A 19,709-nucleotide genomic window follows, 5' to 3' on the forward strand; every position below is an offset into this window, starting at 1 on the left:
CCCTACGATCGTCTCCATGACTGCCCCGCCCACCGTCACCACGTCCGGTGACGAGTCCTACATCGGGGACGACCCGGGGCGGGGCGATCGACACGTTGCCGGCCACCCGAGTCTGACCGGGGTCGACGAGTCCGACCCGCAGCTCGCGAGACCCGACCCGGCGAGCGGTGTGGTGGCCATCGGCGAGGTGCCGCCGATCGAGCGACCCGTCCGCCCCGAGCGACGCAAGCTCCCGCAGATGCCCGGCGACCGCCTCCGCGGCTGGATCACCACCATCGTGCTCACCCTCGTCGGCGGCATCACCCGCCTCTGGAACGTCGGGAGCGCCACCGACAACGGCACCCCGCTGTTCGACGAGAAGTACTACGCGGTGCAGGCCGCCGAGGTCGTCCGCAACAACGGGGTGGAGGACAACCAGGCCTATGGCGTCATCGTCCATCCGCCGTTGGGCAAACAGCTGATCGCCATCGGCGAGCAGCTGCTGGGCTACACCCCGACCGGCTGGCGCCTGGCGTCCGTCGTCGCCGGCACGTTCGTCGTCTTCCTGACGATCAGAGTGGTCCGCCGGATGACCAGGTCCACCCTGATGGGCGCCATCGGCGGCATCCTGATCATCTGCGACGGCGTCAGCTTCGTGATGTCCAGGATGGCGCTGCTGGACGTCTTCCAGGAGGTGTTCATCCTGGCGGCGTTCGCCTGCCTGATCGCCGACCGGGACCAGGTCAGGGCCAGGCTCAATTCGACGATCGCACCGGGCTTCGACGCATTCCTGCCGCGGGAACGTCATGGGCTGCTGTCGATCTGGGGACGTTGGGGGGACCGGGCCGGCGTCGCGCTCGGGGCCAGGTGGTGGCGGTTCGGGTGCGGCTTCTTCATGGGGCTCACCTTCGCCATCAAGTACAACGGCGTCTACTGGATCGTGGCCTTCGGCCTGCTGTCCACCATCTGGGACATCACCGCCCGTCGCGAGATCGGCGTCCACCGACCGGTTGTCGCGGTGCTGCGCCGGGACGTGGCGCCCTCGCTCTGGTCGCTGGTGGTCGTCCCGTTCGCCGTCTACATCGGATCGTGGTGGGCCTGGTTCTTCTCCGAGGACGCCTTCCCCCGTCACCAGTTCGAGGCCGACCCCAGCCACGTCGGCGACTGGAGCAATCCGACCGGCCTGTTCCACAGCATCGCCGGGCTGTGGCACAACGCGTTGTGGCAGTGGACGTTCAAGATGCTCGACTTCCACGCCAACCTGTTGTCCCCGGGGGCACCCGGCGCCAGTGATACCAATCCCGCTCATCGTCACCCGTGGGAGTCCAAGCCGTGGTCGTGGCCGATCGGCACCCGGCCGGTGCTCTACTACGCCCCGCCCAACGGGACCGGCTGCGGCACCGGGCGTACCGACTGCGTGCAGCGCATCTTCATCATCGGTACCCCGGCGCTGTGGTGGATCTCGCTGTTCATCCTCGCCTGGGCGCTGTGGCGCACCGTGGCCCGGCTCGACTGGCGATACGCCGCCGTCCTGGTGGCCTACGGCGCGGACTACCTGCCGTGGTTCACCAACCTGAACCGGCAGATGTACTTCTTCTACGTCACCCCGTTGGCCCCGTTCCTGATCATCGGGATCTGCCTGGTCCTCGGCGACATCCTGGGCCGCGCCAGGGCGGGGGTCGAACGTCGGTACCTGTCGATCGGCATCGTGGCTCTCTACGTGGGACTGGTGGTGGCCAACTTCATCTGGCTGCTGCCCATGCTCGACGGGTCGTCGATGACACCCGATCGCCTCACCATGGAGACCTGGCTGCCGTCCTGGGGGTGAGCGCCGGATCGGGCCGGAGGGGACGGGTATAGGGTCGTTCGAGGGTCTGTGGAACATCCACCGACAGCAGGTGTTTGACCAGAAGACACCCGCCATCCGACGATTGTGAGGGAGGCCGCCATGGCCCAGTACACCTTGCCCGAGCTGCCATATGACTACTCGGCGCTCGAGCCGTTCATCTCCGGTCAGATCATGGAGCTGCACCACTCCAAGCACCATGCCGCCTACGTGGCCGGCGCGAACACCGCACTCGACCAGATGGCCGAGGCACGCGAGAAGGAGTCCTTCGGGACGGTCAACCTGCTCGAGAAGAACTTGGCGTTCCACCTCGGTGGGCACCTCAACCACTCGATCTTCTGGCCGAACCTGGCCCCGGGTGCCGGCGGCAGGCCCGAGGGCGAGCTGGGCGCGGCGATCGATGAGTTCTTCGGCTCCTTCGACGGTTTCTCGAAGCAGTTCAGCGCCAACGCCAACGCCATCCAGGGCTCCGGCTGGTCCGTCCTGGCCTGGGACACCCTCGGGCAGCGCCTCAACATCCTTCAGCTGTTCGATCAGCAGGGCAACATCCCGTTCGCCCAGGTGCCGATCGTGCTGCTGGACATGTGGGAGCACGCCTTCTACCTGCAGTACAAGAACGTCAAGGCGGACTACGTCAAGGCGTGGTGGAGCGTCGTCAACTGGGCAGATGCCACGGCCCGCTTCACCGCTGCCCGTGCCAAGACCAGCGGCCTGATCCTCCTGTAGTCCCAGCACTTCTCATCTCCAGCGAGCAGGGCCCCGGCGAAAATGCGCCGGGGCCCTGCTGGTGTCGCGGTGGCTCCTGCTGGAACCGGCCCTGCTCAGGGCACCAGCACGACCAGGCACCGGTACTGCCGAACGGTCTGGTTGCTCATCGCTTTCATGCTCAGGCAGACGGTGTTGCTCCCCGACCCGGAGGCCGGTACTGAGGTCACCACCCCGTGATAGTTCCCGACGCCGGGGAAGGCCCGGGCGACGTCCGGTCGGGACTGGGCGGCGGTGGCCTGGAAGGTCCTCGTGCCCGCCTGGCCGGTCACCGTGATCGAGACGGTGCCCGCCGATGACGGATACGCCGGGTCCAGGGCCCAACCTCGTACCTGGAGACCGCCGGTGGTGGATTTCACCGAGTCCAACCAGCCGAGCACATTGCTGATGCTGACCTGCTGGCAACCGAGGTCGGTGCCGGCGCTCGGGTCGACGGTCGAGTTCGCGACGGCGCAGACCTGGTAGGTCCCGAACTGCCTGGTCGGCACGGTGAGGCTGAACGAGTGCGCCGTACCGGCCGCCGGGAACTGCTGCGCCGAAGCGGTTCCCACGGCGGAAGCGGTGACGACCGACGGGGTTCCGACCGGCCCGCCGGGTCCGGTGATCTGCACCCTCACGGTCGACGCCGTGCCCACTGCGTTGGGGTCGAGGGCCCAGCCGTTGACGGTGACCGAGTTCGTGGTGTTCGTCGTGCCGGTGATCGCTCCGGCCGGCGCTGCGACGGTGACGCTCTGACATCCGAGGGCCGTCGGCCGGGCCGGGGCGGCCAGACTGTTGGCCGTGGCGCACAGGACGTGGGTGCCGACCGTGGTGGCGGCGGTCTGCGCGAGGAAGCCATGTGCCGCACCAACTCCCGGGATGGAGGTGTCGACGTTGGCATCGACCTGATCAGCGGTCACCGTCGGGAGCGTGACGGTGCCCTGCGGACCCTGGTCGGTGACGGTGACGGTGGTCGGCGTGGTGGGGCCGTCCGGATCCACGGCCCAGCCGGCGAAGCTGATCGTCGATCCGGTCAGCACGGCGGAGTCCAGACCGCCGATCGGTCCGGTGACCTCGACGGGCAGACAACCCAGATTCGGGTTGGTGCTGCCGGCCCCCGCATTGATCAGGGTGGCGCAGATCTGATGGATTCCGCGCTTGGAGATCGGGAGCGTGGCGTCGAGTCCGTGCGCGTTGCCGGTGGTCGCGGTGAGTTGCGGGACATCGGTGCGAACGGCGGCCGCAGTCACCGTCGTGGTGACCACCGTGCCGTCGGGAGCGGTGTCGGAGAGCTGGATCTGGATCGGGCCGGCCGCGGTGTCGGGGTCGTATCCCCATCCGGTCACCCGCACCGTGCTGCCCACCAGCGTCGCGGAGTTCAACTGGCCGACCGGAATTGATTTCAGCGCCGGATCGTAGATCTGCCCGGGGTCGACGGCGTCGGTGAACGTGACGGTGTCCCATTGCGAACCCGCTGCCCCGTTGACGGTTCCGATGCCCACGTACTTGAAGGACGGGTCGAGGATGTTGTTCTTGTTGCTCGCGTTGCCCACCAGGGCATTCGTCAGCGTGAAACCGGTGACCGGCGAACCGGTCCAGCTACTGACGTTCTCGCCGTAGGTGGTTCGCGCGGAGGCACCGGAGGTGAGCAGCGTCTGCCAGCCCTGGGGGTTGTGCGACAAGGTCCCGGACGAGCCGGCCGTCGCCATCGCATTCGACCACGAAAGTGATCGCGCATCAATCCCTCTCGCTTCGATCAGGGGGGCGATCCCGGCGGCCGTACGCTGCGCGTTGATCGCGTCCAGCACCGTCGAGTCGAAGGGACTGAGCCCGGTGGTCACCGGGGCCACCACCGCGAGGGACGGCGCGGACGGCACCGGCACCGCGGGCGGCACCGCCGCGTAGGTGGCTGCCGCCGTGGCTGCCCCGGCGCGGACCGGCGTCACCCCGGTGGCGACGGCATTGGTCGCCACGCCGATCCCGGCGACCACCAGACCGACCGCGACCATCGAGGCGATCGGCCGGAAGTTGCGGGAACTGCGGACGTTCTCTGCCCGGGGGTATTCCGGGCGCGCGCTTGCCACCATTGTCGGTCTCCTGGATGATCGGCGTGTTCGCCTTGACGGCGACTACGCCCAGTAAGCGCTGGCCACTTCTCGCTCTATTACCTACCGTAGCCTTTGATTACGATGAGCAACATCACCTGGACGTGTGACCGGCCTGATGGAAAATCGAGCCCGTCGGAGCACAGCCTACGATCGACTATTACCGCAGATCAGCGCACTGATCTGACGGCCGGGGCGAGTGCCGGGCTTCCAGCAGGCACGCAGAGTCACATCGTTTACTTGCTGGGAGTCACCACGTCGAGCCACGGACCCCGATTCAGTTCGAGGATCTTCGCGGGGCGTGACGAATGGACCACGATCACCCGATCGGCCCCGGACCTGAGCCTTACGGTGTCCGGATGCGCGTGGACGTGCTGCCCTCGATGTCAGCAGTGCTCGATGTCAATCGCACTCAGTGGCAGTGGTCGGCGGCCGGCGTGGGCGGTACGTCCAGGGACGGGTTGCGGTCGAAGAAGCCGAACGGCTTCAGCCAGAACGACACGGTATCGGCCGGCATCACCGGCCAGTCCTCGGTCCTGGTGATGTGGTGGATGCCGAAGACGTACCAGAGCACCACGTCGGTGTTCTCCAGCGACTCGTCGTCGGAGATCCAGCGCGTCATTCCCTCGTCGGTCTCGCTCTGCGTCGGGTAGACACCGCACGGCCACTGCTCGTCGTCGTGGTGTCTGGTCACCCACAGGGTGTGGCCGATCACCGGGGCTCGCAGGAACTGCGGGGTGCCCGGCGCCATCAGTGGCGGGATCGCCGCCCCTGGAACGAGTTTGTACGCGACCGGAGTTCCCAGGAAGTTGGTCCGGCCCGGGTTGGTCACCTTCCACGACCGTTGCGCGCCGAAGTCGTAGTCCCGGCCGGATTGCGATTCGGAGGCGATCAACGTCGACCTGGTCTGCAGGGCGAGACCGTAGGGGTTGTCCGCGGAGATCTCCGGGGCGTAGGAGTCCACCTCCACCACCGAGTTGGCCGGGCCGTCGACGTCCAGGTCCAACCGGGCCACCAGGAAGTGCTGGTGGAAGGGTGCATAGGTCTGCCGGTCGACCAACGTGCCGGTCGGAGGGGCCGGATCGCCCGGGGCGATCGGTGTCGTGACCATGATCCCGGTGGCCCTGATCTCGCACTCGATGTTGCCGTCGGTGTAGAAGCGCCAGTAGATCAGGTACTCGTAGTTGGCGACGGTGGCGTGCGCCGACACCACCAGCCTGCGCATCCGGCGCACCTCCGCGCGACCGTTGTTGTCGACGTGCTTCCAGAGCACGGCATTGTCTTCCTCATGAATGCAGATCGCCTGCGGGATGTCGTAGGGAACACCCGCAGAGTTGGCCAGAGTAGCGTCCAGATAACGGATCTCACCCAGGCAATCGCAACCCAGCTGGAGCGAGGTGGTCATGTTACCGAGACCCCACTCGCCGATGTCGTAGGCGGTCCGCCGGTAGTGGTCGAAGCCCGGATCCCGGTAGGGGACTATCATCTCGGCCAGCGAGATGCGGTACGCGATGTCCCGCTGCACGCCGTGGTCGTCGTAGGCGACCTGATGCAGCACGAGGCCTTCCCGATAGTTGAAGCCGACGCGCAACGACCAGTTCTGCCAACGGATCTCGTGACCGTCCAGGGTGAAGCCGGGACCCTCGGGCTGGGTGATGTGCAGCGGCTTCACGTCCTGACGCAGCTGCTGCCCTGGCACCAGATCCGGTTCGTACTCCCCCATCACCGGTGCCGGCGGGACCGACCTCGAGTCCAGATCGATCTCCAGCAGCTCCATCGTGTTCATGTCGACGATCAGCTTGATCCCGGAAACCGGGTGCGCGTAGGGGTTCCCGTAGCGGCTCGAACGCAGCCAGATGTCCGCCCAGCCCAGCCTGCGTTCGGCCCACTGCGGCGGCATCAGCGCCCTGCCGTAGGTCCAGACGTCGATCAGGACCAGCGAGAGGTCGGTGATCCCGCGATCGGCCAGCGCCTGCACCACCCGCGGCTCCGCCTTCATCGAATCCTCGCAGTCGTGCCACTCGTCCACGGTGAAGTTCGGTGTGACACCGGGCACCTCGGTCACGCCGACGACGGACCCGGCCGTCAGATCGACGACCGCCTCACGGGTCACGTTGTCGCGGCGGTCCCAGAACACGGACAGCGAGCGTCGCGGGACGGGGTTCCCCGGCCGCCAGGCCAGCATGTCCTGCTTCGGCGGTTCGGCCAGCGTGATCGACGCGAAGCGGAAGGTGTCACCGACCGCCCCCGCCGCGCGCAGCAACTCGACCGTGCGGGTGTATTCGGAGCCGCTCAACGGGTCGAGCGGATGCGGGTCGGTCATTCTGGTCCTCCGGGTTCGGCGCCGCGGCCGCGCAGACAGAGGTGCGCGGGGGTCAGGTGGTCACCTTCGTCGCGTCGAAGATGTCCGGTTCGATGTACATCACCTTCGCGATCGGCACGGCGGCACGGACCCGCTTCTCCAGGGCGTCGATGGCGGCGGCCACCTCTCGCGCCGAGTCCGTCGCTGCCACCGCGACCTTGATCCCGACCATCAATTCCTCCGGGCCCAGGTACAGCGTCTTCATGTGGATGATCCGGTCGATGTCGTCGCCGTCGAGGGCCGCAGCGGTGATCGCGGCCAGATCGTCGCCGGATGCCCCCTCGCCGACCAGCAGGCTCTTCACCTCGACGCCGAGGACGATCGCCACCAGGACCAGCAGGAGCCCGATGCCCACCGTGCCGACCCCGTCCCAGATGCCGTCACCGGTGATCACGGCCACCAGGACGCCGCCGAGGGCGAAGACCAGGCCGATCAGTGCGGCCATGTCCTCCAGCAGCAGGACCGGGAGCTCGGGGGCCTTTGCCCGCCGGATGAACTGCAGGATGGAGATGCCGTGGCGGTGCTCGGCCGACTCGCGGAGCGCGGTGCGCAGCGAAAAGCTCTCCAGCGCAATCGAGATGAGCAGGATGACGATCGGTATCCAGGCCCGCTCGATCGGCTCCGGGTGCTCGAGCTTGTGGATCCCCTCGTAGATCGAGTACACACCGCCCACGGTGAACAGGATGATCGCCACCATGAAGGCGTAGACGTACCGCTCCCGGCCGAAGCCGAACGGGTGCTCGGCCGTCGCCGCCCGTTTCGCCCGCCGACCGCCGATGAGCAGCAACACCTGGTTACCGGAGTCGGCCAGCGAGTGCACCGACTCGGCCAGCATCGACGAGGAGCCGGACAGCAGGAACGCGACGAACTTCGTCACGGCGATCCCGACGTTGGCCGACAACGCCGCCAGGATCGCCTTGTTCCCACCTTCGGTGCTCATGTCCCTGCTCTCCTGCGGCTCGGTACTCCTCCGGCGATCCTCCCACGCACCGCCGCGGGACCCCGGCCCGTGCGCCCGCCGACGCCGATCCACAGGCCGCTGGTTGCCCCGTGCCGCACCGGGAACACTCCCGAACGGGACATGGCGGCGTAACAGGGCCACAATCCCTTGTCATGCTGCCGTTACACGTCGAACCTACGGTTCGGCCCATGGCCGACCTGTTTCAGGACTATCCGTTCGGGCGGGCATGGGATGAGATGTTCTCGGGACCCGGAGTCATCCGGCCTGCGTACGAATCCGTTCATGCCGCTCTGCAGACGCTGAGCGCCGCGGATCTGAAGGCCAGGGCCGACATCATGGGCCGGACCTTCCTCGACCAGGGGATCACCTTCGCCCTGGGCGGGGTGGAGCGGCCGTTCCCGTTGGACCTGATCCCTCGCATCGTCACCGCCCAGGAGTGGAAGGTCGTGCAGACCGGCGTCCCGCAGCGGGTCAGGGCCCTGGAGGCGTTCCTGGCCGACTGCTACGGCCCGGGCCGGATCTTCGAGGACGGCGTGGTGCCGCGCCGACTGGTCACCACCTCGCCCCACTTCCACCGCCAGGTCGCCGGGATGGCCCACCAGGACGGCGCCCGCATCGTCATCTCCGGCGTCGACCTGATCCGCGACGAGCACGGCGCCTTCCGAGTGCTCGAGGACAACGTCCGGGTACCGTCCGGCGTCTCCTACGTCCTGGAGAACCGGCAGGCCGTCTCGCAGGTCCTTTCCGAGGCCGGCGGCGACTCCCAGATCCGTTCGGTGGCCGAATACCCGGGGCGGCTGCTGGCCGCGCTGCGGGCCGTCGGCCCGGACAACGTCTCCGACCCGACGGTGGTCGTGCTGACGCCGGGTGTCTACAACTCGGCCTACTTCGAGCACACCCTGCTGGCCCGCGAGATGGGCGTCGAACTGGTCGAGGGCCGCGATCTGATCTGCCGCAACAACCGCGTGTTCGTCCGCACCACCGGCGGTGAGATGCCGGTGCACGTGATCTACCGCCGGTTGGACGACGAATTCCTGGACCCGATGCAGTTCCGGCTGGACTCGATGCTCGGCTCCCCCGGCCTGATCAACGCGGCCAGGGCCGGCCACCTGACGATCGCCAACGCGGTCGGCAACGGCATCGCAGACGACAAGCTCGTCTACACCTACGTGCCCGACATCATCCGGTACTACCTCTCCGAGGAGCCGATCCTGCTGAACGTGGACACCTATCGGATGGAGGAACCCGACCACCTGGAGTACGCGTTGGAGCACCTTGCCGAACTGGTGATCAAACCGGTGGACGGATCGGGCGGCAAGGGCATCGTGATCGGTTCGCACGCCGACGCCTCGACCCTGTCGAAGGCCCGCCAGGCCATCCTGGAGAACCCGCGCGGCTGGATCGCGCAGCGGGAGATCGCCTTGTCCACCGTCCCGACCCTGATCGGCGACAAGGTCCGCCCCCGCCACGTCGACCTGCGCCCGTTCGCGGTCAACGACGGGAACTCCGTCTGGGTGCTGCCCGGTGGGCTGACCCGGGTCGCACTCCCGGAGGGCGAACTCGTCGTCAACTCCTCGCAGGGCGGCGGTTCCAAGGACACCTGGGTGCTGGCCGCACCCGAATCCCCGCGCACCGAACCGGATCTCGAGCAGCAGAGCTCGCTACCGGCCCAGCCGGAGGACATGGAACCGCTGGTGGGCTGGCAGGAATCGGAGGCCCAGAGCACCGGCGCCTTCTTCTTCGACCCGCCCGTCACCCCCGACGACGACGGCGCCGGGCTGCGGCACCAGCAGGGTCAGCAGCAACAGCATCGTCGCGCTGCTGCGACGGCCGGCTCCCCGACCGCCCTTCCCGATGGGCAGTCCTTCTCCTCCACCCCTGCGGGGCAGTGATGTTGAGCCGGATCGCCGAGTCGCTGTACTGGTTGGGCCGACACGTGGAACGGGCCGACTGCACGGCCCGGATCCTGGACACCTACCTGCACCTGCTGCCGACCGGGTCGTGGGCCACCGACCACCAGGTGATCCGCTCCCTGGTGGATTCGATGGGCCTGTCCGGCGACGAGGAGGTGGAGGGCGCCGACTCCGGCAAGCTGATCCGCACGCTGGTCTTCGACACCGAGCGTGCGTCGTCGGTCTCCGGTGCCCTGATCGCGGCGCGGGACAACGCCCGCGGGGTCCGCGACGCCCTGCCGCTGGACGTCTGGGAATGCCTGAACGTCACCTGGCACGGCCTGCGCAGCCGCGCCTCCACCGGTGGCGGCCCACACACGTTCCTGCGCTGGGTGTCCGAGCGGTGTGCGATCGCGGCCGGCCTGACCGATCAGGTGATGAGCCACGACGAGGGCTGGCACTTCCTGGCCGTCGGACGGGCCCTTGAACGCGCCGACATGACGATCCGGCTGATCGCCGCCGCCGATTCGGAGACCGGATCGGTTCCCCCCTGGCGGGCCCTGGTCAGCGCCTGCGGCGGCTGGGAACCGTACGTCCGGGAGCACGGCGGATCCATCGGGCAGCGCACCGCGATCGAATTCGCCCTGCTGGACCGCAAGTTCCCCCGCTCGGTGCTGCGCTGCCTGACGGCGGCGGAGGCCTCGCTGGCCGAGTTGGAGGCCGTCGGGTCCGGGCAGCAGCGAGATCCGCGGCGCGATCCGTCGTCGGCCCGCCGCATCGTCGGGCGGACCAGGACGGGGTTGGACTACCGGACCGGGACCGAGCTGACCAGCGAGCTCGGCAACCTGCTGACGAATCTGCAGCGCACCGTGGCCAGCGCCCACGTCGCGGTCAGCAACTCGTTCTTCCGGCGTGGCGACGAGGTCACCTGGGCCAACATCGGATCGGACGGGGTCATGGCATGAGCGTGGGGACGGCGGACATCACCAACGGTTCCAACTACGGATCGGACATCTGGCGTCTGCTCATCGTGCATCGCACCGAGCTCACCTACCCGGACACCGTCACCACCTCCTACAACGAGTTCCGGATGCAGCCGTCCGACGAGCCCGGACAGGCCGTGCTGTCGTCCCGGATGGAGATCGATCCGTTCGAGGGCGTCACCAGCTATCTCGACTACTTCGGGACCAGGGTCGCGTCGTTCGACGTGCACCGTGCCCACCGGCACCTGACGGTGACCGCGACTTCGACGGTGGAGACGTTCCCGGCCACGGCCTTCGGTGCCGGCGGCTACGGAGCAGGGACCGCCCACCCGGACGAGATGACGTGGGAACAACTGGTGTCCTCCGACTGCCACGATCGCTACGAGGAGTTCCTGACCCCGACGCACCTCACCGAGCTGAACGACGAGCTGAACGGACTGAGCGAGCAGATCAGGGCCCAGGCCAGAAATCCGTCTGCGGCCGGGCGCGAAGTCTGCTCGCTGCTGAAGAAGTCGCTCAAGTACGAACAGGGCGCGACCGGCGTCCACACCTCGGCAGTCGAGGCCTGGACCGAGAAACGTGGTGTCTGCCAGGATTTCTCGCACCTGGCGATCGGGATGCTGCGGGCCATGAGCATTCCGACGCGCTACGTCTCGGGTTATCTGCACCCGGACAAGGATGCCGAGATCGGCAAGACCGTCATCGGTCAGTCGCACGCCTGGATCGAGTGGTTCGACGGCATGTGGGTGCCCTACGACCCGACGAACGCCTCCTCGCCCGGCCACTCGCACGTGGTCGTCGGCCGGGGCCGCGACTACCGCGACGTCCCGCCGGTCAAGGGCGTCTATGCCGGGCCCGAGGCCAGCGGCAACGAGGTCACCGTCAGGGTCACCCGCCTGCGCTGACCCGGGGGCAGCCTCCGATGGGTGCGATCGGCAGCACCGGGGGGCAGTAACCTGGGCAGAAGAACTCGTCGCGTGCTCTCGAATTCGTTTCCCGCTTTCGCTGATTCCACCGCGGCTTCGTCGAGGAGGACGTCATGGCCAGCACCGACCACCAATCTGTTTCGTTCGGACATCTGTTCCGGGAACGGGTGAGCGCAACGCCGGCCGCCGAGGCCTTCCGCAGCAGGTCCGGGTCGGGCTGGCGGTCCTTGAACTGGGCCGGGACGAAGGTCCAGGTCTACGAGATCGCCGCGGGGCTCATCGATCTCGGTGTCACGGCCGAGCAGCGGGTGGCCATCGCGTCCGGCACCCGGCTCGAATGGATCCTGGCCGATCTCGCGATCGCCTGCGCCGGAGCGGCCACCACCACGGTCTATCCCTCGACTGCCGCCGAGGACGTCGACTACATCCTGGCCGACTCGGCCTCGGTGGTCGTCATCGCCGAGGATGCCGCCCAGGCCGCCAAGGTGACCGCGGGCGACCTGCCCACCGTGACCGCCATCGTGCTGATGGACGGGGAGGGCGACGGGGGGAAGATCCTGTCGTGGGACCAGCTGGCCGCACGCGGACGGGCGTTGCTGGCCCGCACTCCCGGCGCGGTCGACGAGCGCATCGATGCGCTGACGCCGGACAGCCTGGCCACCCTGATCTACACCTCCGGCACCACCGGACGGCCCAAGGGCGTTCGCCTGGTGCACGAGAACTGGACCTACGAGGGCAGGGCCGTCACCGAACTCGGCATCCTGCAGCCCGATGACGTGCAGTACCTGTGGCTGCCGCTCTCGCACGTGTTCGGCAAGATGCTGGTCGCCGTCCAGCTGCAGATCGGGTTCGCCACCGCGGTGGACGGGGACCTGACGAAGATCGTCGAGAACCTGGGCGAGGTGCACCCGACGTTCATGGCCGGCGCCCCCCGGATCTTCGAGAAGGTCAGGGCGAAGGTCACTCTCACCAGCCAGGGCGCGGGCGGCCTGAAGCTGAGGATCTTCGACTGGGCGTTCGGGGTGGGCCTGGCCGCATCCCGCCGGCGCCAGCTGCGCCGCCCGTTGACGCGGCTGCACGCGACGCAGCTGGCGATCGCCGACCGGCTGGTCTTCCGCAAGATCCGCGCCGTCATGGGCGGCCGGATCAAGTTCTTCGTCTCCGGGTCGGCCGCGCTGTCCAGGGAGGTGGCCGAGTGGTTCGACGCAGCGGGCCTGACCGTGCTCGAGGGCTACGGGATGACCGAGACCAGCGCCGCCACCTTCGTCAACCTGCCCCGTGACGCACGGATCGGCACGGTCGGCCCGCCGCTGCCCGGCACCGAGGTGATCATCGCCTCCGACGGCGAGATCCTCGTCCGCGGACCGGGTGTGATGCGCGGCTACCACAACCTGCCGGGCGCGACCGAGGAGGTGTTGACGGTCGACGGCTGGCTGCACACCGGCGACATCGGCGAGCTGACCGACGGTTTCCTGCGGATCACCGACCGCAAGAAGGATCTGATCAAGACCTCCGGGGGCAAGTACGTCGCACCGCAGAAGATCGAGGTCATCTTCAAGGCCGTGTGCCCGTACGCGTCCCAGATCATCGTGCACGGCGAGGGCCGCAAGTTCATCTCCGCGATGATCACCCTCGACCCGGAGGCGATCGCGGATTGGTGCGCGGTGAACGGCCTGTCCGGGCAGACGTCGGAACAACTGGCCGTCGACCCCAGGGTCCGCCAGATGATCGGCGGCTACGTCGACGAACTCAACTCCAAGCTGGAGCGGTGGGAGACGATCAAGCGCTTCGTCATCCTCCCGCGTGACCTGACCATCGAGGACGGCGAGCTGACCCCCTCCATAAAGGTCCGCCGCAAGGTCGTCGAGAAGCAGCACATGGACCAGCTCGACGAGCTCTACGTCGACTGACCTCCCCGCTGCCTCCCCCGGCCGGCGAGGATCAGCCCCGCGTGCCTGCCTCCCCCCGGATCAGCCCCCACCCGCGCTTATCAACTTCGCCGGCGCTCATGATCGGGTTGACTCGCTTCACTCCAGTCACAAAAGCCGCACCTTCGTGAGCGCGGGCGAAGTTGATCAGCGCGACGGGGGGGGCGGGCTCAGGTGGCGTAGTCGTAGAAGCCGCGCCCGGATTTGCGGCCCAGCAACCCGGCCTCGACCATCCGGGACAGCAGAGCCGGCGGGGCGTAGTGGGGTTCGCCGTACTCGGCGTACATCGACTCGGCAGCAGACTTGGCGGTGTCGAGCCCGACCAGGTCGAGCAGCCGGAGCGGTCCCATCGGATGGGCGCAACCGAGCACCATGCCGTTGTCGATGTCCTCGGCGGTGGCGTGGCCCCCCTCGAACATCCGCACCGCGGACAGCAGGTAGGGGATCAGCAGCGCGTTGACCACGAAGCCGGCGCGGTCCTTGGCCCGGACCACCGTCTTGCCCAGGGCGACGGTCGCGAACTCGACCACCGAATCGACGGTCCACGTGCTCGTCAGCAGCGACGGGATGATCTCGACGAGTTTCTGCACGGTGGCCGGGTTGAAGAAGTGGACACCGACCACCTTGTCCGGACGTCCGGTGGCCACCGCCAGCTTCGAGATCGGGATGGATGACGTGTTCGAGGCCAGGATCGCATCCGGATCCGTCACGATCCGGTCGAGATCGGTGAACACCTGCAACTTGAGCTGCTCGTTCTCGGTCGCGGCTTCGATCACCAGCTGACGGTCGGCCAGTTCCTCGAGCCCGACGACCACCTTGATCAGCGCATTCACCTGGTCGGCCTCGTCTGGGTCCACCTTGCCCGCCTTGACCGCCCTGGCCATCGAGGCGGCGATCCGCCGACTGGCCGATTCGGCGAATTCGGGGCGTACCTCCGAGACGATAACGTCCAGACCACTCCGGGCGCAGACCTCGGCGATCCCGGATCCCATCAGACCACCTCCGATGACGCCGACCCTGGTGATGGCCCTGCTGATGTGCTCGGTCATGTGCGCCGTTGCCTCACGTTCTGCGTTCGCCCAGCTCTTCGGTGGGTCCGGACGACCTTGGAGTGGACGATACGACAGCACCCGCGGGAAGAACGGCGGCGGCCGTGTGCGAGAAATCTCAGGAGCACGTCAGCGCCAACCGGCACACTGATGAGGCCTGGTACGACCCCCGACGACAAGGACGCCGCTGTGACGACCATCGACGAGCCGCCCGCTGCCGCGGCTCGCGTACGCCCGCTCCGGGTCGCCCTGACCGCCATCCTCTGCGCCGCGGTCGTCGCTCTGCTCGTCTGGCAGCGGCATCGGTTCGCCGGTCTGCCCGGCCTCCTGGCCAATGCCAACTGGGCCTGGGTCGCCCTGGCCATCGTGGCCCAGGTGATCTCGGTCGGAGCCCTGGCGCGCGAGCAGCGTCGATTGATCAGCGTGCGCGGCGGGCAGCGGTCACTGCCGTCCGTGCTGGCCACCGTCTACGCCGGCAATGCCATTTCATTGTCCCTGCCGCTGGTCGGATCGGCCGCCGCCGCAGTTTTCGCGTACCGACGCTTCACCGCGATCGGCGTCGACCGCACGGTCGCCGCATGGGCGCTGGCCATCTCCGGTGTCTACTCCTCGGTCAGTTTCGCCGGGATCGCCGCCCTGGGCGCAATTCTCAGCGGTTCGACCGGTCTGGCGATCACCGGCCTGGTCACCGCCGTCGGAGTGGTCATCCCGATCATCTTCCTGTTCGCCGGTCTGCGGCGGCCGAGGGTCAAACAGCTGGCCACCACCGCGGTGACGACCGTGCTCACGGTCGCGAGGAAAGTAATCCGCCGTCCGAGCGGCGATCCGGCCGTCATCAGTGCAGGCATCCTCGACCAGTTGACCTCGTTGCGCCTGACGCCGCACAGCGCCGTCGTCGCCACCGCGATGGCCGTCCTGAACTGGACCGCCGATCTTCTCTGCCTGACCTGTGCGCTGATGGCCATCCACGCTCACGTGCCCTGGCAGGGCATCGTGCTGGCCTGGGCCGCCGGAGCCGGCGCCTCCAGCCTGAACCTCACCCCGGGCGGGCTCGGCGTCGTCGAGATCACCCTGGGCGCGGCGCTGATCGCGGCCGGCATCCCGGCCGGGGCAGCGGTGGCCGCCGCTCTGCTCTACCGGGCGGTCAAACTGGGACTGATCCTGGCCGTCGGCGGCGTGACGCTACTGATCATCTCCCACATCACCCCGCCGGAGCAGATGACCTCGCTCTGACGGACCGGCTCCAGGGCACCTCAGCCCTCAACGTTCACCAACTCTGCGCGGTGCGACGCACCGGGCTCCGATAGCTGCTGTTCACCTGCCGCGCTACGTTACTTAACCGGTTCGTCAACTCAGGCCTCGAGCCTGATACATTCGGGACTCGCCGAGCCACTCCGGTCTTCCAGCGATCTTCGTAGCAGGGGAAACACAACATGCCCGTCGTCCGTCGAGAACTGACCCAGGACTGGACCCTCCGGCTGGCGTCGGCAGACCCGTCCCACCAGCCTCCACCGCTGCCGCCGACCGTGCCCGCCTCGGTCCCGGGCTGCGTGCACACCGACCTGCTGGCGGCCGGCCTGATCTCCGACCCCTACCTCGACGAGAACGAACTCGCGCTCGACTGGATCGGCCACCAGCAGTGGTCCTACACCACCCGCTTCACCCACAGCGCAGGGGATTTCGACCGCCTCGACCTGGTCTGCGACGGCCTGGACACGGTGGCCACCGTGCTGCTGAACGGTCATCAGGTCGGACGGTTCTTCAACCAGCACCGGTCCTACCGCATCCCGGTGACGGACGTGGTGCGCGAGGGCGAGAACGAGGTCGAGGTCGTGTTCGACTCCGCCTGGGCCTACGCCGAGAGCATCAAGCAGCAACTCGGCGACCTACCGAACGCCTATCCGACGCCCTTCAACTTCATCCGCAAGATGGCCTGCAACTTCGGCTGGGACTGGGGTCCGACCGTGGTGACGGCGGGCATCTGGAAACCGATCGCCATCGAGACCTGGTCGACGGCCCGACTTGCCCAGGTCCGGCCGACGGCCTCGGTCCGGGGGGCCGGCGGGCACGTCCGGTTAGAACTGGACCTGGACCGCGCGAGCGACTCCCCCCTGACGGCCACCGCACGCATCTCCGGGCTCGTGGCGACGGCCGACATCCCGGCCGGCAGCACCTCTGTCGAACTGACGCTGGACGTTCCGGACGTCGAGCTCTGGTGGCCCCACGATCTGGGTTCCCAACCCCTCTACGACCTGGACGTCGAGCTCTCCGGGCCGGACTCCGTGCTGGACCGCCGCCGGCAGCGCATCGGCTTCCGCAGCATCCGGCTCGACACGCACGACGACGAGATCGGTTCCGCCTTCGCACTGGTCGTCAACGACGTGCCGATCTTCGTCCGCGGGGCGAACTGGATTCCGGACGACTGCTTCCCCTCCAGGATCACCGCCGATCGGCTGCGCACCAGGATCACCCAGGGCGTCGACGCGAACGTCAACCTGCTGCGGGTCTGGGGCGGCGGTCTCTACGAGTCCGACGACTTCTACGGTCTCTGCGACGAGCTGGGAGTTCTTGTCTGGCAGGACTTCCTGTTCGCCTGTGCCGCCTACCCGGAGGAGGAGCCGATTCGCGGTGAGGTCATCGCCGAGGCGAGGGAGAACATCAGCCGCCTGATGCCGCACCCGAGCCTGGTGCTCTGGGACGGCTGCAACGAGAACATCTGGGGGTGGTTCGACTGGGCGTGGCAGGAGCCGGTCAGCACCCGGACCTGGGGCTCCGGCTACTATCTCGACATCCTGCCCGGCCTGATGGCCGAGATCGACCCGAGCCGCCCTTACTACCCCGGCAGCCCGTTCTCCGGGACGATGGACATCCACCCCAATGACGACCGCTACGGTCTGCGGCACATCTGGGATGTCTGGAACGACGTCGACTACAGCGAATACCGTGACCACGTACCGCGTTTCGTCTCCGAGTTCGGATATCAGGGGCCGCCGAACATCTCGACCATCCGGCGTTCCATCCACGACCGGCCGCTGACCCACACGTCACCCGGGATGCTGCACCACCAGAAGGCGACCGACGGCAACGGCAAACTCGCCCGGGGCGCAGCGCCGCACCTGCCGGTGGACGAGAGATTCGACCAGTGGCACTACCTCATGCAGCTCAACCAGGCCGAGGCGATCCGCTACGGCATCGAGCACTTCCGGTCGCACCGCGGTGTCTGCATGGGTGCCGTGGTGTGGCAGCTCAACGACTGCTGGCCGGTGACCAGCTGGGCGGCGGTGGACGGCGACGGGAAGAAGAAGCTGCTCTGGTACGGGCTGCGCTCGGCGTTCGCCGACCGGCTGCTGACCATCCAGCCGCGAGAGGGACGGACCACCCTGATCGGGGTCAACGACAGCAGCGTGTCCTGGCGGGGGGCCGCCACCGTGCAGCGCCTGACGTTCGACGGCGTCGTGCTGGCCACCTTCCAGACCCGGCTGGTGGTCGATCGGGTGTCCAGCGCCTCGGTCGAGCTCCCGGACCGCATCACCGGCGCCCTGGACGAGCGGGGCGAGTTCCTGGTCGCCACCGCCGCCGGCGGTGAACGGGCGTTCTGGTTCTTCGCGCCGGACAAGGATCTGGCCCTGACCGCGGATGTGCTGACCACGGTCGTCCAGCAGCGGGCGGACGGCATCGACGTGACGGTCACCGCGCAGTCGCTGGCCCGTCACGTGGTCGTGATGGCCGACCGCTGGCACCCGGACGCCGTCGCGGACGAGGCGCTCGCGACGATCGTCGCCGGAGGCAGTCACACCTTCCGGATCAAGGCCCCGGCGGCTGCTCTGGCCACCGGGTTCGCCGAATCCGGCGCCCTGGTGTGCTTGAACGATCTGGTCGCCACCGCATCGCGATGAAGCGTGTCACCATTTCCGACATCGCAGCCAGGGCTGGGATCTCCAAGGGTGCAGTGTCCTACGCGCTGAACGGCCTGCCCGGGGTGTCGGCGCAGACCCGGCAACGGGTCCAGGAGATCGCGCGTGAACTCGACTGGAGCCCGAGCCAGACTGCACGGAAACTGGCCGGCGGTCGCAGCAATGCCGTCGGGCTGGTGCTGGCCCGCCCCGCGAGACTGCTGGAGACCGAACCGTTCTACATGGAGTTCATCGCCGGGATGGAGGAGGTGCTCTCCGCGAAGTCGATCTCCCTTCTCCTGCAGATGGCTCCCGACCGCGCCCGCGAGGCGCAGACCCACCGGGCCTGGTGGCGGGATCGTCAGGTCGACGGTGTGGTGCTGGTGGATCTCACCGTCGACGACGAACGGATCGGGGTGCTCCAGTCCCTCGGCGTACCGACGGTCGTGGTCGGCGCACCGGACGTGGCCGGCGGGTTCACCTGTGTGTGGACCGATGATTTCGCGTCGATGGACGGCGCGCTGCGGTATCTGGTCACCCTGGGCCATCACCGGATCGCCAGGGTGGCCGGTCCAGCTCATCTGCGACATATCGCACGGCGCACCGAGGCGATGCTCTCGATCACCGAGACTCTGGGTACTCCAACAGATCTCGAGATGATCGTCGAGACCGATTTCACCGGGGAGAGCGGGGCCAGGGCCACCCGCCGACTGCTCACCGCCGCGACACCGCCGAGCGTGATCATCTACGACAACGACGTGATGGCCGTGGCGGGCCTGTCGGTGGCCGCCGAACTCGGGCGCAGCGTCCCCCGCGATCTCTCCCTGCTGGCCTGGGACGACTCGCCGCTGTGCCGGATCACCCACCCGACCCTGTCGGCGATGAGCCGCGACATCCAGGCGCTCGGGATGCACACGGCCCGCCGGATGCTCGATCTGCTGGCCGGGTCGGAACCCGCGGCCTACCGTGACAGCCAGGCGGAGTTCCTGCCCAGAGGCAGTACCGCGCCGCCCTTTCCCGCCCGATGACCTACCGCTCGGC

13 protein-coding genes are annotated in these 19,709 nt (G+C 68.0%); 9 read left to right on the forward strand and 4 right to left on the reverse strand.

Annotated features, from left to right (window positions below; translation table 11 throughout):
• Positions 1-16: 16 nt before the first annotated feature.
• Together H7F38_RS23670 and H7F38_RS23675 are read left to right on the forward strand one after the other, a co-directional pair.
• Entirely contained in the window at positions 17-1,807 is a 1,791-nt protein-coding gene (locus H7F38_RS23670) for a dolichyl-phosphate-mannose--protein mannosyltransferase (RefSeq protein WP_187092043.1), read from the forward strand.
• 120 nt (positions 1,808-1,927) lie between these two features.
• Entirely contained in the window at positions 1,928-2,551 is a 624-nt protein-coding gene (locus H7F38_RS23675) for a superoxide dismutase (RefSeq protein WP_187092044.1), read from the forward strand.
• 95 nt (positions 2,552-2,646) lie between these two features.
• Here the strand turns inward: H7F38_RS23675 and H7F38_RS23680 are convergent, their stop codons facing one another.
• The 3 genes from H7F38_RS23680 to H7F38_RS23690 all read right to left on the reverse strand — a co-directional run bounded on the left by H7F38_RS23680 (position 2,647) and on the right by H7F38_RS23690 (position 7,976).
• Positions 2,647-4,656 carry a CAP domain-containing protein gene (locus H7F38_RS23680; RefSeq protein WP_187092045.1) on the reverse strand — a complete coding sequence of 670 codons (2,010 nt, stop codon included), beginning with the start codon at positions 4,654-4,656 and terminating at the stop codon, positions 2,647-2,649.
• A 430-nt stretch (positions 4,657-5,086) separates the two neighbouring features.
• Entirely contained in the window at positions 5,087-6,997 is a 1,911-nt protein-coding gene (locus H7F38_RS23685; RefSeq protein ID WP_187092046.1) for a primary-amine oxidase, read from the reverse strand.
• A 52-nt stretch (positions 6,998-7,049) separates the two neighbouring features.
• Positions 7,050-7,976: a cation diffusion facilitator family transporter gene (locus H7F38_RS23690; RefSeq protein WP_187092047.1), complete on the reverse strand. Its 927-nt coding sequence runs from the start codon at positions 7,974-7,976 to the stop codon at positions 7,050-7,052.
• Between the two features lie 209 nt (positions 7,977-8,185).
• On the opposite strand from H7F38_RS23690, the gene H7F38_RS23695 reads away from it, so the two are divergent.
• The 4 genes from H7F38_RS23695 (at position 8,186) to H7F38_RS23710 (ending at position 13,708) form a co-directional block, all read left to right on the forward strand.
• Positions 8,186-9,889 carry a circularly permuted type 2 ATP-grasp protein gene (locus H7F38_RS23695; protein WP_187092048.1) on the forward strand — a complete coding sequence of 568 codons (1,704 nt, stop codon included), beginning with the start codon at positions 8,186-8,188 and terminating at the stop codon, positions 9,887-9,889.
• Complete coding sequence (locus H7F38_RS23700; protein ID WP_187092049.1) at positions 9,889-10,854, forward strand: alpha-E domain-containing protein; 966 nt, start codon at positions 9,889-9,891, stop codon at positions 10,852-10,854. Before H7F38_RS23695 ends, H7F38_RS23700 begins: the two co-directional genes overlap by 1 nt.
• Positions 10,851-11,777 (forward strand): transglutaminase family protein, encoded by a 927-nt coding sequence (locus tag H7F38_RS23705; protein ID WP_187092050.1) that lies wholly within the window; start codon positions 10,851-10,853, stop codon positions 11,775-11,777. Before H7F38_RS23700 ends, H7F38_RS23705 begins: the two co-directional genes overlap by 4 nt.
• A gap of 134 nt (positions 11,778-11,911) precedes the next feature.
• Positions 11,912-13,708: a long-chain fatty acid--CoA ligase gene (locus H7F38_RS23710; protein ID WP_187092051.1), complete on the forward strand. Its 1,797-nt coding sequence runs from the start codon at positions 11,912-11,914 to the stop codon at positions 13,706-13,708.
• Between the two features lie 188 nt (positions 13,709-13,896).
• Here the strand turns inward: H7F38_RS23710 and H7F38_RS23715 are convergent, their stop codons facing one another.
• A complete protein-coding gene (locus tag H7F38_RS23715; protein ID WP_305080147.1) occupies positions 13,897-14,775 on the reverse strand; it encodes a 3-hydroxybutyryl-CoA dehydrogenase in 879 nt (292 codons plus the stop codon).
• Positions 14,776-14,964: 189 nt separating this feature from the next.
• Between H7F38_RS23715 and H7F38_RS23720 the strand changes: the two genes are divergently transcribed.
• The 3 genes from H7F38_RS23720 to H7F38_RS23730 all read left to right on the forward strand — a co-directional run bounded on the left by H7F38_RS23720 (position 14,965) and on the right by H7F38_RS23730 (position 19,696).
• Positions 14,965-16,008 carry a YbhN family protein gene (locus tag H7F38_RS23720; RefSeq protein WP_187092052.1) on the forward strand — a complete coding sequence of 348 codons (1,044 nt, stop codon included), beginning with the start codon at positions 14,965-14,967 and terminating at the stop codon, positions 16,006-16,008.
• A 200-nt stretch (positions 16,009-16,208) separates the two neighbouring features.
• Positions 16,209-18,671 carry a glycoside hydrolase family 2 protein gene (locus H7F38_RS23725; protein ID WP_187092053.1) on the forward strand — a complete coding sequence of 821 codons (2,463 nt, stop codon included), beginning with the start codon at positions 16,209-16,211 and terminating at the stop codon, positions 18,669-18,671.
• Positions 18,668-19,696, forward strand: a complete 1,029-nt coding sequence (locus tag H7F38_RS23730) for a LacI family DNA-binding transcriptional regulator (protein ID WP_187092054.1) — start codon at positions 18,668-18,670, stop codon at positions 19,694-19,696. The genes H7F38_RS23725 and H7F38_RS23730 overlap by 4 nt, the downstream gene beginning before the upstream one ends.
• Positions 19,697-19,709 lie beyond the last annotated feature (13 nt).

The organism is Nakamurella sp. PAMC28650 (genome assembly GCF_014303395.1).
Classification (GTDB): Bacteria; Actinomycetota; Actinomycetes; order Mycobacteriales; family Nakamurellaceae; genus Nakamurella.

What these genes read in the sequence shown, in the direction of transcription:
- H7F38_RS23680 (WP_187092045.1), bottom strand. Translation starts at nt 4,656, where the DNA reads ATGGTGGCAAGCGCGCGCCCGGAATACCCCCGGGCAGAGAACGTCCGC.
- H7F38_RS23685 (WP_187092046.1), bottom strand. Translation starts at nt 6,997, where the DNA reads ATGACCGACCCGCATCCGCTCGACCCGTTGAGCGGCTCCGAATACACC.
- H7F38_RS23730 (WP_187092054.1), top strand. Translation starts at nt 18,668, where the DNA reads ATGAAGCGTGTCACCATTTCCGACATCGCAGCCAGGGCTGGGATCTCC.
- H7F38_RS23715 (WP_305080147.1), bottom strand. Translation starts at nt 14,775, where the DNA reads ATGACCGAGCACATCAGCAGGGCCATCACCAGGGTCGGCGTCATCGGA.
- H7F38_RS23690 (WP_187092047.1), bottom strand. Translation starts at nt 7,976, where the DNA reads ATGAGCACCGAAGGTGGGAACAAGGCGATCCTGGCGGCGTTGTCGGCC.
- H7F38_RS23725 (WP_187092053.1), top strand. Translation starts at nt 16,209, where the DNA reads ATGCCCGTCGTCCGTCGAGAACTGACCCAGGACTGGACCCTCCGGCTG.
- H7F38_RS23670 (WP_187092043.1), top strand. Translation starts at nt 17, where the DNA reads ATGACTGCCCCGCCCACCGTCACCACGTCCGGTGACGAGTCCTACATC.
- H7F38_RS23705 (WP_187092050.1), top strand. Translation starts at nt 10,851, where the DNA reads ATGAGCGTGGGGACGGCGGACATCACCAACGGTTCCAACTACGGATCG.
- H7F38_RS23695 (WP_187092048.1), top strand. Translation starts at nt 8,186, where the DNA reads ATGGCCGACCTGTTTCAGGACTATCCGTTCGGGCGGGCATGGGATGAG.
- H7F38_RS23700 (WP_187092049.1), top strand. Translation starts at nt 9,889, where the DNA reads ATGTTGAGCCGGATCGCCGAGTCGCTGTACTGGTTGGGCCGACACGTG.
- H7F38_RS23675 (WP_187092044.1), top strand. Translation starts at nt 1,928, where the DNA reads ATGGCCCAGTACACCTTGCCCGAGCTGCCATATGACTACTCGGCGCTC.
- H7F38_RS23710 (WP_187092051.1), top strand. Translation starts at nt 11,912, where the DNA reads ATGGCCAGCACCGACCACCAATCTGTTTCGTTCGGACATCTGTTCCGG.